The sequence below is a fragment of the Vibrio viridaestus genome (assembly GCF_003856525.1).
GTDB classification, from domain to species: Bacteria; Pseudomonadota; Gammaproteobacteria; order Enterobacterales; family Vibrionaceae; genus Vibrio; species Vibrio viridaestus.
In genome coordinates, this window is record NZ_RJVQ01000002.1 from 344,148 (window position 1) to 357,801 (window position 13,654).

At 43.5% G+C, this 13,654-nt stretch carries 12 protein-coding genes and 15 tRNA genes; 7 read left to right on the plus strand and 20 right to left on the minus strand.

What is annotated here, in order from left to right:
- The first annotated feature begins 467 nt into the window (after positions 1-467).
- Positions 468-1,601 carry a flagellin gene (locus tag EES38_RS05400; protein ID WP_124936166.1) on the plus strand — a complete coding sequence of 378 codons (1,134 nt, stop codon included), beginning with the start codon at positions 468-470 and terminating at the stop codon, positions 1,599-1,601.
- A gap of 126 nt (positions 1,602-1,727) precedes the next feature.
- Here the strand turns inward: EES38_RS05400 and EES38_RS05405 are convergent.
- From EES38_RS05405 to lolB, 20 genes are all read right to left on the minus strand, one after another.
- Positions 1,728-1,812 (minus strand) — tRNA-Leu (locus tag EES38_RS05405).
- A gap of 41 nt (positions 1,813-1,853) precedes the next feature.
- Positions 1,854-1,930: transfer RNA gene (locus EES38_RS05410), tRNA-Met, on the minus strand.
- Positions 1,931-1,950: 20 nt separating this feature from the next.
- Positions 1,951-2,035: transfer RNA gene (locus tag EES38_RS05415), tRNA-Leu, on the minus strand.
- Positions 2,036-2,111: 76 nt separating this feature from the next.
- Positions 2,112-2,185, minus strand: a tRNA-Gln gene (locus EES38_RS05420).
- Positions 2,186-2,217: 32 nt separating this feature from the next.
- Positions 2,218-2,302 (minus strand) — tRNA-Leu (locus EES38_RS05425).
- Between the two features lie 56 nt (positions 2,303-2,358).
- Positions 2,359-2,433, minus strand: a tRNA-Gln gene (locus EES38_RS05430).
- A gap of 28 nt (positions 2,434-2,461) precedes the next feature.
- Positions 2,462-2,546 (minus strand) — tRNA-Leu (locus tag EES38_RS05435).
- 39 nt (positions 2,547-2,585) lie between these two features.
- Positions 2,586-2,660 (minus strand) — tRNA-Gln (locus EES38_RS05440).
- A 28-nt stretch (positions 2,661-2,688) separates the two neighbouring features.
- Positions 2,689-2,773 (minus strand) — tRNA-Leu (locus EES38_RS05445).
- 73 nt (positions 2,774-2,846) lie between these two features.
- Positions 2,847-2,921 (minus strand) — tRNA-Gln (locus EES38_RS05450).
- A 27-nt stretch (positions 2,922-2,948) separates the two neighbouring features.
- Positions 2,949-3,033: transfer RNA gene (locus EES38_RS05455), tRNA-Leu, on the minus strand.
- A gap of 41 nt (positions 3,034-3,074) precedes the next feature.
- A tRNA-Met gene (locus EES38_RS05460) sits at positions 3,075-3,151 on the minus strand.
- 73 nt (positions 3,152-3,224) lie between these two features.
- A tRNA-Gln gene (locus EES38_RS05465) sits at positions 3,225-3,299 on the minus strand.
- A 27-nt stretch (positions 3,300-3,326) separates the two neighbouring features.
- A tRNA-Leu gene (locus tag EES38_RS05470) sits at positions 3,327-3,411 on the minus strand.
- Positions 3,412-3,482: 71 nt separating this feature from the next.
- Positions 3,483-3,559: transfer RNA gene (locus EES38_RS05475), tRNA-Met, on the minus strand.
- Positions 3,560-3,797: 238 nt separating this feature from the next.
- Positions 3,798-4,889: a redox-regulated ATPase YchF gene (ychF, locus tag EES38_RS05480; RefSeq protein ID WP_124936167.1), complete on the minus strand. Its 1,092-nt coding sequence runs from the start codon at positions 4,887-4,889 to the stop codon at positions 3,798-3,800.
- Positions 4,890-4,900: 11 nt separating this feature from the next.
- Positions 4,901-5,491 (minus strand): aminoacyl-tRNA hydrolase, encoded by a 591-nt coding sequence (gene pth / locus EES38_RS05485; protein WP_124936168.1) that lies wholly within the window; start codon positions 5,489-5,491, stop codon positions 4,901-4,903.
- A gap of 132 nt (positions 5,492-5,623) precedes the next feature.
- A complete protein-coding gene (locus EES38_RS05490) occupies positions 5,624-6,571 on the minus strand; it encodes a ribose-phosphate pyrophosphokinase (RefSeq protein ID WP_124936169.1) in 948 nt (315 codons plus the stop codon).
- A gap of 28 nt (positions 6,572-6,599) precedes the next feature.
- Positions 6,600-7,472, minus strand: coding sequence for a 4-(cytidine 5'-diphospho)-2-C-methyl-D-erythritol kinase (ispE, locus tag EES38_RS05495; protein ID WP_124936170.1), 873 nt, complete (start codon positions 7,470-7,472; stop codon positions 6,600-6,602).
- Positions 7,469-8,080, minus strand: a complete 612-nt coding sequence (lolB, locus tag EES38_RS05500) for a lipoprotein insertase outer membrane protein LolB (protein ID WP_124936171.1) — start codon at positions 8,078-8,080, stop codon at positions 7,469-7,471. Before lolB ends, ispE begins: the two co-directional genes overlap by 4 nt.
- Before the next feature lie 162 nt (positions 8,081-8,242).
- Between lolB and hemA the strand changes: the two genes are divergently transcribed.
- From hemA to kdsA, 6 genes are read left to right on the plus strand one after another with little or no spacing between them, the layout of a single operon-like run.
- Positions 8,243-9,502, plus strand: a complete 1,260-nt coding sequence (hemA, locus tag EES38_RS05505; RefSeq protein ID WP_124936172.1) for a glutamyl-tRNA reductase — start codon at positions 8,243-8,245, stop codon at positions 9,500-9,502.
- A gap of 26 nt (positions 9,503-9,528) precedes the next feature.
- Positions 9,529-10,617 carry a peptide chain release factor 1 gene (gene prfA / locus EES38_RS05510; protein WP_124936173.1) on the plus strand — a complete coding sequence of 363 codons (1,089 nt, stop codon included), beginning with the start codon at positions 9,529-9,531 and terminating at the stop codon, positions 10,615-10,617.
- Between the two features lie 6 nt (positions 10,618-10,623).
- On the plus strand, positions 10,624-11,484 hold the full coding sequence (gene prmC / locus EES38_RS05515) for a peptide chain release factor N(5)-glutamine methyltransferase (RefSeq protein ID WP_124936174.1): 861 nt from the start codon (positions 10,624-10,626) through the stop codon (positions 11,482-11,484).
- Positions 11,485-11,497: 13 nt separating this feature from the next.
- A complete protein-coding gene (locus EES38_RS05520; RefSeq protein WP_124936175.1) occupies positions 11,498-11,878 on the plus strand; it encodes a SirB2 family protein in 381 nt (126 codons plus the stop codon).
- A 19-nt stretch (positions 11,879-11,897) separates the two neighbouring features.
- The gene (locus EES38_RS05525; RefSeq protein WP_124936176.1) at positions 11,898-12,707 is read left to right on the plus strand and encodes a SirB1 family protein; all 810 of its coding nucleotides are present in this window, start codon (positions 11,898-11,900) and stop codon (positions 12,705-12,707) included.
- A gap of 21 nt (positions 12,708-12,728) precedes the next feature.
- Positions 12,729-13,580: a 3-deoxy-8-phosphooctulonate synthase gene (gene kdsA / locus EES38_RS05530; RefSeq protein WP_124936177.1), complete on the plus strand. Its 852-nt coding sequence runs from the start codon at positions 12,729-12,731 to the stop codon at positions 13,578-13,580.
- The last annotated feature ends 74 nt before the right edge of the window (positions 13,581-13,654 follow it).

Below are 13,654 nucleotides of genomic sequence, written 5' to 3' on the forward strand. Positions count from 1 at the left end.
GAATATTGAGGAATGGAAGGAGTATGAACTGCGACGAATAGTGCTATTCATCAGGCTTAACAATGCAGTAGTTAACCTATTCAACCAGATTAAAAATGCATGTAATGTAAAATGATTTGTCGCCACTTTATCGCCATTTTCCTAATTTAATTATCATAAGTTATTGTATTTTTAAGGTGTTATTTGATTGATTAGGAAAAGGGGCTTTTTCTTTTTCTCCATCTCCTAATTATCCGAATCATCTCGACTGAATAGAAACAATCTTTAATTATTTCTGACGAATTTGGTTTCTCAAGCACTTTTTTCTCTTTTATTCATCGATTCAATAAATATTTCGCATAATTCTCTAAAGGAAATCTATGCTGCGTCGCTAAAGGATCGAACTTTGAGAGAACTAATGGTTTTCCGAGACGTCGGAAGCCGATCGGAATTTCCGAAATAACGGAAAATCAATAGGAGAAACCACTATGGCGGTTAATGTTAATACTAACGTTTCGGCGATGACAGCACAGCGCTATTTAAACAGCGCAACCAATGCAATGAATTCATCAATGGAACGTCTATCATCAGGCTACAAAATTAATAGTGCTAAGGACGACGCAGCGGGTCTGCAAATATCCAACCGCTTGAATGTCCAAAGCCGAGGTCTTGATGTTGCTGTTCGTAACGCTAATGATGGTATCTCGATCGCTCAGACTGCTGAAGGTGCAATGAATGAAACCACCAGTATTCTGCAACGCATGCGAGATCTATCACTACAATCAGCGAACGGTTCCAACTCAAAATCTGAACGCGTGGCGATTCAGGAAGAAGTAAACGCACTTAATGACGAACTCAACCGAGTAGCCGAAACTACCTCTTTTGGTGGTAACAAACTACTTAACGGTACGTTCTCTACGAAATCATTCCAGATCGGGGCAGATAGCGGCGAAGCTGTCATGCTTAATCTGAAAGATATGCGCAGTGACAACCGTATGATGGGTGGCACTAGCTATGTTTCGGAAAACGGCAAAGATAAGGATTGGACGGTTCAGGAAGGTGCAAACGACTTTACCATTTCTCTAACTGATAAATTTGGTCAAGAGCGAAATATTGCTATCAACGCGAAAGCGGGAGATGATATTGAAGAGCTTGCGACTTATATAAACGGTCAGACTGATATGGTAAAAGCTTCCGTTGACCAAGACGGTAAACTGCAGCTTTTCACTGATAACAATAAAGTTGATGGTCCTGCAACATTTGGCGGTAGCCTTGCTGGTGAACTTGGTATCAGTGCTGGTAATGCTGAGACGGTTGACGATATGGACGTGACCACAGTGGGTGGTGCACAGCAAGCGGTAGCAGTTGTTGACTCCGCATTGAAGTATGTAGACAGTCATCGTGCAGAATTAGGTGCATTCCAAAACCGTTTCAATCATGCGATCAATAACCTTGATAACATCAATGAAAACGTTAACGCATCTAAGAGCCGTATCAAAGATACCGACTTTGCGAAGGAAACCACCGCGCTTACCAAAGCCCAGATCCTTTCCCAGGCATCAAGTTCTGTATTGGCTCAGGCAAAACAGGCACCAAATGCAGCTTTGGGTCTACTTGGGTAGAAACAAGACTGAACGAAAAATCCGGCTTAGGCCGGATTTTTTTGTGTTTGAATTTGCCGTATCTAATCGTAGTCAATTCGCTACGGTATTAAATGAGAAAACCCAGCCTAAGCTGGGTTTTTAATATGGTGCGGAAGGAGAGACTTGAACTCTCACACCTTGCGGCGCCAGAACCTAAATCTGGTGCGTCTACCAATTTCGCCACTTCCGCATTTGTAGTTAACAGAATCGAATTCTATCAACGTTGTATAATGGTGGCTACGACGGGATTTGAACCTGTGACCCCATCATTATGAGTGATGTGCTCTAACCAGCTGAGCTACGTAGCCAATCTGATGTTCAGAAATAATGGTGCGGAAGGAGAGACTTGAACTCTCACACCTTGCGGCGCCAGAACCTAAATCTGGTGCGTCTACCAATTTCGCCACTTCCGCATCGTAGTTATTCGAATCTTATCCGATAACGTTGTAAAACTGTCTGATAATTATTGCTACCAGAAAACAATGAATTTGGCAGGGCTACCTGGATTCGAACCAGGGATGACGGAATCAGAATCCGTTGCCTTACCGCTTGGCGATAGCCCTGCAATAGTATTCGCATGACTACCTTAATAGTATGGTGCGGAAGGAGAGACTTGAACTCTCACACCTTGCGGCGCCAGAACCTAAATCTGGTGCGTCTACCAATTTCGCCACTTCCGCATCGTAGTTATTAAAAGCGCATGCTTAAATAACGTTGTACTCTTTAAAATAAAGAATGGCAGGTCTACCTGGATTCGAACCAGGGAATGGCGGCATCAAAAGCCGCTGCCTTACCGCTTGGCGATAGACCTGCAGTGATAGTGTGAACTATCTAAATAATGGTGCGGAAGGAGAGACTTGAACTCTCACACCTTGCGGCGCCAGAACCTAAATCTGGTGCGTCTACCAATTTCGCCACTTCCGCATCGTAGTTATCCGAATCTTATCCGATAACGTTGTAAAATGGCAGGTCTACCTGGATTCGAACCAGGGAATGGCGGCATCAAAAGCCGCTGCCTTACCGCTTGGCGATAGACCTGCAGTGATAGTATTAACTATCTAAATAATGGTGCGGAAGGAGAGACTTGAACTCTCACACCTTGCGGCGCCAGAACCTAAATCTGGTGCGTCTACCAATTTCGCCACTTCCGCATCGTAGTTATTAGCATTTACTAATAACGTTGTATAAATTCTAGTATTTATTGCTACTAGAGGGCAAGAATAATGGCAGGTCTACCTGGATTCGAACCAGGGAATGGCGGCATCAAAAGCCGCTGCCTTACCGCTTGGCGATAGACCTACGGTGATAGCTAATGCTATCTAAATATGGTGCGGAAGGAGAGACTTGAACTCTCACACCTTGCGGCGCCAGAACCTAAATCTGGTGCGTCTACCAATTTCGCCACTTCCGCATTCGTAGTTAACAGAACCGTATTCTATCAACGTTGTATAATGGTGGCTACGACGGGATTCGAACCTGTGACCCCATCATTATGAGTGATGTGCTCTAACCAGCTGAGCTACGTAGCCTCATTTTTCGAGCGAGATAATATAGCCAATCTCAACTCTGGTTTCAACGCTTTTCGCTAAAACATCAAAAAAATGGCAGGTCTACCTGGATTCGAACCAGGGAATGGCGGCATCAAAAGCCGCTGCCTTACCGCTTGGCGATAGACCTACGGTGATAGCCAATGCTATCTAAATATGGTGCGGAAGGAGAGACTTGAACTCTCACACCTTGCGGCGCCAGAACCTAAATCTGGTGCGTCTACCAATTTCGCCACTTCCGCTTAAAGCAAATACATTTATCTGCTTTTAAATTGTCTGTCATCACGTTATTTCAACGCAATAACTAAATAAATGGTGGCTACGACGGGATTCGAACCTGTGACCCCATCATTATGAGTGATGTGCTCTAACCAGCTGAGCTACGTAGCCACTCTACACGATATCTAAATCGTGAGAACGGAGCGCATTATGCGGATCTGACTGTTGAGCGTCAACAGTTTTTTTGAATAAATTCCGATAAACCGACTGTTCGACTTTTTTTTATACAAAGAGGTGTGTTTATGATCAAAAACCAGTATGAAATCAAGCCTGTGTGGGCATAGACTAAGTATAAAATGTAAAAAAGGCCAACCAGTTAGGTTGACCTTTTAATCTTCGTTAGAGCGTCTTACACGTTGAAACGGAAATGAACAACATCACCATCTTTGACGATGTAATCTTTTCCTTCCAATCGCCATTTACCGGCTTCTTTTGCGCCTTGTTCGCCGTTGAACTGAATAAAGTCTTCATAGCCAACAACTTCAGCACGAATAAATCCACGCTCAAAGTCCGTATGAATTTTACCTGCAGCTTGTGGTGCTGTAGCTCCAATAGGAATAGTCCAAGCACGGACTTCTTTTACACCCGCTGTGAAATACGTATGCAGCGTTAAAAGATCGTAACCTGAGCGAATCACTCGGTTCAGACCTGGTTCTTCGATGCCAAGATCTGCTAAGAACTCGTCTCTCTCATCGTCTTCAAGTTCAGACATTTCTGATTCTATTGCTGCGCATACTGCAACGACAACGTTATTTTCTTTTTCTGCATAGTCACGTACTGCGTCTAAAAACGGATTATCTTCGAAGCCGTCTTCATTTACGTTTGCGATATACATCGTTGGTTTCAATGTTAAGAAGTTCAGATAATTGATTGCTGCTTTTTCTTCTTTGCTCAATTCAATTGAACGAACAGAACCACCCTCAGTTAATACAGGGAGTAACTTTTCAAGTACGGTAAGCTCAAATTTTGCAACTTTATCACCACCTTTGGCTTTTTTCGCCTGGCGTTGAATAGCGCGTTCACATGAATCCAAGTCGGCCAGAGCAAGTTCTAGATTGATAACTTCGATATCTTCAATCGGTGATACTTTCCCTGCAACGTGGACGATATTTTCGTTTTCGAAACAACGAACAACGTGACCAATGGCATCGGTTTCTCTGATATTAGCCAGGAATTTGTTTCCTAGACCTTCACCTTTAGAAGCCCCCGCGACTAAGCCAGCGATGTCAACAAACTCCATTGTCGTAGGTAAAACACGTTCCGGGTTTACGATCGCAGCAAGCTTGTCCAAACGAGTGTCTGGTACTGGAACGATCCCTGTATTTGGTTCAATCGTACAAAAAGGGAAGTTCGCTGCTTCGATCCCTGCTTTAGTAAGTGCATTAAATAGAGTTGATTTACCAACGTTTGGTAAACCTACGATGCCACATTTAAAACCCATGTCTGTAAACCTTATTCAACTTTAAAAGTGTGTAAGCGATTTTGTGCTTTAGTCAGCCCATCTTTTAACAATATATCTAAACAGCGGACTGACTCGTCCACTGCAGCATCTAAACGCTCTTGCTCTGAGGTTGGTGCTTTGCCCAGTACGTAACCTGCTACCTTGTCTTTATGACCAGGATGACCGATTCCGATTCTTAAGCGGTAGAATTCTTTATTGTTGCTCAGTTTGCTGATGGTATCTTTGAGGCCATTATGACCACCATGACCACCACCTTTCTTAAATTTAGCGATCCCAGGAGGCAAATCAAGTTCATCATGAGCAACCATGATTTCCTCTGGATTTATCTGGTAAAATTTTGCCATAGCGGCAATCGCTTTACCGGATAAATTCATAAAGGTTGTCGGTATTAGTAATCGGATATCTTGCCCATCTTTTACTAAACGTCCGGTAATGCCAAAGAACTTAGGTTCATTTTTCAGTATGACATTATTTGTGCGAGCTAACTCTTCTATCACCCATGCACCCGCATTATGCCGAGTTCTGGCATATTCAGGGCCGGGGTTTGCTAGCCCAACAAGCAGTTTAATTTGTTGACTCACGGTCAGGCTCTCTCTGGAATCTAAAAGCGCCGTATAATAGCACAGAATATTTTCAATGGGGGCACAGTTTGTTTTGCAAAATAAAAAAGGCACGCATTTCAGCGTGCCTTTAAATATTTAGACGATAGAACCTTATTGGTTAAACATCGCCGAAATAGATTCTTCGTTGCTGATGCGACGGATGGCTTCAGCCAGCATAGTAGACAGTGTTAATACTGTGACTTTACCTGTTTCTTCCATTTCTTTTGGCAAAGTGATTGAGTCGGTAATAATCACTTGGTCTAGAACAGAGTTTTTGATGTTACTTTGCGCGTTACCTGAGAAAACGGCGTGAGTAGCGTAAGCAAATACGCGTTTTGCACCACGATTTTTCAATGCTTCCGCTGCTTTACATAGTGTACCGCCAGTATCGATCATGTCATCAACGATAACGCAATCGCGGCCTTCAACATCACCGATTAGGTTCATTACTTCAGCTACATTGGCGCGAGGGCGACGTTTGTCGATGATCGCAATATCGATATCTCCTAGCGCTTTAGCCGTTGCACGCGCACGTACAACACCACCCAAATCAGGAGAGACAACCACTGGATCTTCCAAACCTCGCTCAACCATATCTTCAAGAAGCACTGGTGTACCGAAGATGTTATCTACTGGTACATCGAAGAATCCTTGAATCTGTTCAGCGTGAAGGTCAATCGTAAGGACACGGTCAACACCAACGTTAGAAAGAAAATCAGCGACAACTTTGGCTGTAATTGGCACACGAGCAGAACGTACACGACGATCTTGACGGGCATAACCAAAGTAAGGGATAACTGCTGTAATACGACCCGCAGAGGCACGACGCATTGCATCAATCATTACAACCAGTTCCATTAGGTTGTCATTTGTTGGAGCACAAGTAGATTGAATAATAAAAACATCACTACCACGTACATTTTCGTTGATTTGTACAGCAACTTCTCCATCGGAGAAACGTGATACAGTTGCATCACCAAGGGAAATATACAGACGGTCAGCAATACGTTGGGCTAGTTCAGGTGTGGCGTTACCAGCAAAGAGCTTCATATCAGGCACGGTGGAAACCTCAGGTTTGCGTCCAGTATTAAATGGTTTGGGTCTGGGTAGACTGACGTGCTGTTAATGCTTCTTTTAGTGGAGAAATATTGCGCCCTTGAGCTACAAAGGCAGAAACATTATCAGGCAACATAGTATAGGCTTCTTGGGCTTTTTTTGCGCTAGAAAATTCAGCGAAAACACAAGAACCTGTACCGGTCAATCTTGACGGCGCGTATTGTAGCAGCCATGAAAGTTGCTTATCAACCTCTGGATAAAGTAAACGGACAATTTTTTCGCAATCGTTTCCGTACTTTTGATCTAATAGGGTATTTAGACTTCTTTTTGGCGTATTTCTCGTTAGGGCTGAATGGGAAAAAATCTCCGCTGTTGAAATGCTTACGTCTGGCCGGACGACTAAATACCAATTTTCCTTTGGTTCCACTTGCGTGAGTTTTTCTCCGACACCTTCGGCAAACGCGGCAAAACCTCGAACAAAAACGGGCACATCAGCCCCTAACTCCAAGCCTATTTCTGCCAGCTCGTCATCAGTACAACCGGTCTCCCAAAGATAATTTAGGGCAACTAATGTTGTTGCTGCATTAGATGAACCACCACCAATACCGCCGCCCATTGGGAGACGTTTAACGAGTTCAATCTTGGCTCCGTAGGTGCAACGAGTATATTCTTTTAGGGCCACTGCGGCTTTATAGATAAGGTTGCTTTCTAAAGGTACGCCTTCTATTGGAGGAGTCAGCGTAATAACGTCTTGCTCGTGTGCCTGAATACTTAATTCGTCGCCAAAATCAAGAAACTGAAACAGTGTTTGTAAGTCATGGTAACCATTCTCTCTCTGCCCTGTTATATAAAGAAACAGGTTCAGTTTTGCTGGCGAAGGCCAATGGGTACATTCTCCTATCATGATTCAATTTTCCATTTAGATAAAACTAGGTGAAGCTTGGTTTTTGCATGAGTTAGGGTGAGCTTGTAGGGTAATGGAACCATGCCGCCCTGATATTCAACGTTTTGATACACACGGTATTCAACATCCCATACAGGCTTTTGAGCCTGATTAGTAATCGTGCTTAACGTATGATTCTCATTAAATGTAAATTCATCAGTAGGATTGGGGAGGCCAATAAGCCAATTTTCCAGTTCTCGGATGGGGATATCTAACCCCGTTAGTTGCTCAATAAGAACGTTGGGGTTCTTGGCTTCGTAATGCAGTCCATCGTAAGAATCCAATTGCGATATTTGTGGTGTGATGGTCATCTTCATGACCGTTTGACCTAAAAATGTCGACAGACGCAGTTCACTTATCCCATCTTTTTTTGTGATCTGTAGATTTAGAGAACGCCTTTCAATAGGGGTGATGTATCCAAGTTGCCCGGATAAGGTGTAACTTTTTATTTGTTCCAGATTTTGCTTATGTTGTTGCCATTGAACAGGAGTATCTGCTGTTTGAATTGAGGAACAGCCGAATAATACCATGGATGAGAGGAGTAGAATGGAAAAAAACTTAAACCGCATATGCCACTATAAACCTTGGATTATCTACAAATGTGAAGCGACACTATAGCATTGTTGAGAGTCTCAAAGTAAAACAAATACGTTCAACTCTTTTATTCTGTGGGGGCATACAGTAAAATTTCTCTTCCATATGTTTCAAAGCTGTCAGAGTTGTCCTAGTTAATGTCCCTACTTGCCATTGGTATTAACCATAATACTGCGTCGTTAGAGTTACGCGAAAAGGTCGCGTTTGGTCCGGAAAAACTTCCGGAGGCTTTGACGCAGCTTAGGCAAAAAGTAGAGGTTGAAGGCAGTGTCATTGTATCTACTTGTAATCGCACTGAAATATATTGCGATGCTCGCAAAACCAATAAGGCTCAGGTGATTGACTGGCTGTCGACGTTTCATGATGTGGAAGCCAAAGATTTAAAACCCAGCCTCTATATTCACGAAGATCAAGCTGCTATTCGGCATTTAATGAGAGTTTCCTGTGGTTTGGATTCTCTTGTTCTAGGTGAGCCACAGATTCTAGGGCAGGTTAAACAAGCGTATTCTGACTCACGAGATCAGGAAGCGGTTGACCCAGTATTGGATCGACTTTTTCAAAAAGTATTTTCTGTTGCGAAGCGAGTTCGCACCGAAACGGATATTGGCGGTCATGCTGTTTCGGTTGCCTATGCCGCTTGTACGTTAGCAAAACATATCTTTGAATCTTTGCATTCTTCAACAGTGCTGCTAGTTGGTGCTGGAGAAACGATAGAGTTGGTCGCAAAGCATCTGGCGTCGAATGGGTGTCAGAGAATGATCGTGGCAAATCGTACTCGAGAGAGAGCTATGGGCCTGGCGCGAGAGTTCGGTGCTGAAGTTATCAGTCTTCAGGAGATCCCTGAACACTTGGCTAAGGCGGATATTGTGATCAGTTCGACAGCAAGTCCGTTGCCTATCATTGGTAAGGGTATGGTGGAAAGTGCGATAAAAGCCCGCCGTTACCAACCGATGTTATTTGTCGATATTGCCGTGCCCCGTGATATTGAAGCTCAGGTAGGTGATATAAACGACGTCTATCTGTACAGCGTTGATGATTTACAGTCTATAGTTGATAACAACATAGAGCAGCGAAAAGTCGAAGCTATCCAGGCTGAGGCGATAGTCAGTGAAGAAAGCGCTGCATTTATGAGTAAAATGCGAGCTCTTCAGGCTGTTGATAGCATTCGTGAGTATCGTGAGAGTGCTAATGCAATCCGAGAAGATTTGCTGACAAAAGCGTTGAACTCGATATCTACTGGCGTATCTCCTGAAAAGGCGTTGCAGGAACTCAGTTATAAATTAACAAATAAACTCATTCATGCCCCAACACGAGCTTTGCAAAGTGCTGCCGAGCAAGGGGAACCGGCGAAATTAGCCATCATTAGGCAAAGTTTAGGTTTAGACGACCTATCCTAATTCCATTATTTTTTTAAGAAGAGACTATGAAAGCGTCTATTTTAGCGAAACTTGAGTCGCTCGTTGAGCGTTATGAGGAAGTTCAGCATTTGCTGGGGGATCCTGGTGTTATTGGTGACCAAAACAAATTTAGAGCTCTTTCAAAAGAGTATTCTCAGCTCGAAGAAGTGACTAAGTGCTTTCAGGCGTATCAGCAGGCACAAGAAGATCTTGTTGCTGCTGAAGAAATGGCCAAAGAAGATGATCCTGAAATGCGCGAAATGGCTCAGGAAGAGATCGGTGATGCAAAAGCGAAAATAGAATCATTGAACGAAGAACTGCAAGTTCTCTTACTGCCTAAAGATCCAAATGATGAGCGCAACTGTTTCCTTGAAATTCGTGCCGGAGCAGGCGGTGATGAAGCGGGTATCTTTGCGGGAGATTTATTCCGCATGTACAGCCGATATGCTGAACGAAAAGGTTGGCGTATCGAAGTTATGTCATCAAATGAAGCTGAGCATGGTGGCTTCAAAGAAATGATCGCTAAGGTGACGGGGGATGGCGTATACGGTTCCCTCAAGTTTGAATCCGGTGGTCACCGAGTTCAGCGTGTTCCGGCAACTGAGTCTCAAGGTCGAGTCCATACCTCCGCCTGTACTGTTGCTATTATGCACGAAATTCCTGAGTCTGAAGCGCCAGATATTAAAGCGTCAGATCTGAAAATTGATACTTTCCGTTCATCTGGTGCTGGTGGTCAGCACGTTAACACCACCGACTCAGCCATTCGTATTACCCACTTACCAACGGGTACCGTGGTTGAATGTCAGGATGAACGTTCACAACATAAGAACAAAGCAAAAGCGATGGCTGTATTGGCAGCTCGTATTGCTCAGGCAGAAGAAGCGAAGCGTGCGGCTGAAGTTTCTGATACTCGCCGTAACCTTCTAGGTTCGGGTGATCGGAGTGACCGTATTCGTACTTACAACTATCCTCAGGGGCGTGTTTCTGATCATCGCATCAACCTGACGCTGTATCGTCTTTCTGAAATTATGGAAGGGGATCTTGATGCTTTAATTGAACCTGTTATTCAAGAGCATCAGGCGGATCTGTTAGCGGCTCTGGCGGAGCAAAACTAAGGTTTTATGTTCCCCTATAATCAACAAACTTTATCTGACGCCCTCAAACTCGCCACTGATATGTTAAGTGTCAGTGGCAGTGACTCTCCTTCGGTTGATGCGACTGTCCTTCTTTGCCATGTTCTCGGAAAATCACGAACGTACTTACTTACATGGCCAGAAAAAGAACTTGAGCTGACTCATTATGAACAGCTCAAGCTGTTATTGGAGCGACGGATTAAGGGAGAGCCAGTTGCCTATATAACCGGAGAGAGAGAGTTTTGGTCTTTAAACTTATCAGTATCGCCTTATACTCTCATACCGCGTCCAGACACTGAGAGATTGGTTGAGGTTGCGTTAGACAAGTATCAAGCGGGGTCAGGAGCGATTCTTGATCTTGGTACCGGTACTGGTGCTATCGCTCTTGCCCTAGCAAGTGAGTTACCTTCGTCATCAGTGTTTGGTATTGACCTAAGAGAAGAAGCGGCAACACTTGCGCGGCAAAATAGTGCCAAATTAGGTATTGAAAACACGATTTTCTGGCATGGAAGTTGGTTTATCCCTGTTCCTTCAGGTATGAAATTTGCTTTAATTGTATCTAACCCCCCTTATATTGACGAAAATGATCCCCATTTAAAAGAAGGGGATGTGCGTTTTGAGCCAAGCTCTGCACTTGTTGCGAGCGAGAATGGCTTAGCGGATATTCGGACGATATCCATTCAAGCAGTCCATTTTTTGCAAGAGGGTGGCTGGCTCATGTTTGAACATGGTTATCAACAAGCAGAGTCAGTGCGGGAAATATTACAGGCGCTGGGTTATCATGACGTGATTACCGAGCAAGACTATTCAGGGAATGACCGAGTAACGATAGGTCGCTACTTGGGCTAAATAGAGAAAAAGAATGTATTTATTTGTGAAACACCTCCACGTACTAACCGTGGTTCTGAGTGTCATGTTACTGACACTTCGTTTCTGGTTGTCATTTACCAGTTCCAGACTTAATCAAAATCGTTTTCTAAAGGTATTTCCGCACATCAATGACACGATATTGTTGTTATCCGGCGTTTATCTTATTTTCCTTACTCATTTTATTCCGTTTACCCCGGCTGCTCCGTGGTTAACGCAGAAACTTTTTTGTGTCGTCGCCTATATCCTCCTTGGTGTCTTTGCGTTGAAGCTGGCTAAGAATAAATTTTTGAAAGTCTTAGCGTTCTTAGGTGCGATAGGCTGGTTTGCAATGGCTGGTCATATGGCAGTAAGTAAACTGCCAATCTTTATGTAAGAAGGATGCGTGTAGAATTATGCTGGATTTATGCGATGAAGACTTTGATGAAATGGAGCTTGTTGAGGGCGCTCTCGCTTTAAATAAGGCCATTGATGCATCGACTAATGTTGAATGGGCAAAGTTAGAATTAAAACGTTTATTGGATGAAGCTGAATTACACTTAATCAGAGAGACCAATGAAGAGCAACGTCTCGATTCCTTTTTACGCTTGTTTTATACCGAATGGGGCTTCCATGGCGATCAGGAAGCGTATTTCCATTCTAGTAATGCTTTTATCGATCAGGTATTAGAAAAGCGTAAGGGGATCCCACTGAGCCTGGGAACCTTGCTGCTTTATTTTGGCAACCATCTTGGTTTTTCCTTTATGCCAGTGACGTTTCCAACTCAGTTTTTAATTCAAGTGAGTAGCCACGATCATCCAGTTCGCTATATAAATCCGTTTTCTGGTGAGTTTGTTTCTCAGCATATTTTAAAAGCATGGTTAATCGGACAACAAGGTTCATACGCCAGATTAAAGCCTGAACACTTAAAAGTATCAGATCATCCTACGATTATTGGTCGTTGGTTAGCTCTGTTGAAAGGTGCGTTAATGCGTGAAGAGCATTACGCTCTTGCGCTGAAATGTACCAATATTGCTTTGGGTTTTGTCCCAGATGATCCTTATGAAATTCGTGATCGTGGTTTTATATATCAGCAGTTAGAATGTCCTCAGGTCGCTGCAATCGATTATCAGTATTTCATTGAGCAGTGTCCTGACGATCCTGCGGCCGAATTGCTTAAAAGTCAGGTCTCTGCGTTAGAAAGTACTCGTGTAACACTTCATTAATTTTAAAACGAGAAAAACGATATGGAACAAAAAACAATTAAAGTAGGCAACATTGATGTCGCAAACGATAAGCCGTTTGTGTTGTTTGCTGGTATGAACGTATTAGAGTCTCGTGATCTTGCTATGCAGATATGCGAGCACTACGTCAAAGTAACGGAAAAGCTTGGGATCCCGTACGTTTTTAAAGCCTCGTTTGATAAAGCAAATCGCAGTTCTGTTCATTCTTACCGTGGACCAGGCCTGGAAGAAGGCATGCGAATTTTTGAAGAGTTGAAAAGTACCTTTGGTGTAAAAGTCATTACCGATGTTCATACCGAAGCTCAGGCTCAGCCTGTTGCGGATGTTGTCGACGTTATTCAGTTGCCAGCTTTTCTCGCTCGTCAAACGGACCTTGTGGAAGCAATGGCAAAAACGGGTGCGGTTATTAACGTGAAAAAGCCGCAGTTTATGAGTCCTGGTCAAGTTGGAAATATCGTAGAAAAGTTTGCTGAATGTGGTAACGAAAATATCATTCTTTGCGAACGTGGTTCATGTCACGGTTACGATAACCTTGTGGTAGATATGCTTGGCTTTGGCGTAATGAAAAAATCGTCTAAGGGTAGTCCAATCATTTTTGATGTGACTCATTCTCTGCAAATGCGTGACCCATCTGGGGCGGCATCTGGTGGACGACGCGAACAGACAGTTGAACTGGCTAAAGCGGGTCTTGCTACTGGCATTGCTGGACTGTTTATTGAAGCGCACCCTAATCCAGCGCAGGCCAGATGTGATGGACCTTCTGCACTTCCACTTGATAAGTTAGAACCTTTTCTTGCTCAAATGAAAGCCTTGGATGATCTTATCAAGAGCTTTAGCCATATTGATATTGAATAGGTTTTTTCCTGAATCCGTATAAACCTCTGGTTATTGCTAACCAGAGGTTTTTTTATGAGTAAATTGTTCAAAAT

Bases quoted from the DNA above. Each gene is read 5' to 3' on its own strand.
- EES38_RS05400 (WP_124936166.1), top strand. From the start codon at position 468: ATGGCGGTTAATGTTAATACTAACGTTTCGGCGATGACAGCACAGCGC.
- ychF (WP_124936167.1), bottom strand. From the start codon at position 4,889: ATGGGTTTTAAATGTGGCATCGTAGGTTTACCAAACGTTGGTAAATCA.
- ispE (WP_124936170.1), bottom strand. From the start codon at position 7,472: ATGATAGGAGAATGTACCCATTGGCCTTCGCCAGCAAAACTGAACCTG.
- lolB (WP_124936171.1), bottom strand. From the start codon at position 8,080: ATGCGGTTTAAGTTTTTTTCCATTCTACTCCTCTCATCCATGGTATTA.
- hemA (WP_124936172.1), top strand. From the start codon at position 8,243: ATGTCCCTACTTGCCATTGGTATTAACCATAATACTGCGTCGTTAGAG.
- prfA (WP_124936173.1), top strand. From the start codon at position 9,529: ATGAAAGCGTCTATTTTAGCGAAACTTGAGTCGCTCGTTGAGCGTTAT.
- prmC (WP_124936174.1), top strand. From the start codon at position 10,624: ATGTTCCCCTATAATCAACAAACTTTATCTGACGCCCTCAAACTCGCC.
- EES38_RS05520 (WP_124936175.1), top strand. From the start codon at position 11,498: ATGTATTTATTTGTGAAACACCTCCACGTACTAACCGTGGTTCTGAGT.
- EES38_RS05525 (WP_124936176.1), top strand. From the start codon at position 11,898: ATGCTGGATTTATGCGATGAAGACTTTGATGAAATGGAGCTTGTTGAG.
- kdsA (WP_124936177.1), top strand. From the start codon at position 12,729: ATGGAACAAAAAACAATTAAAGTAGGCAACATTGATGTCGCAAACGAT.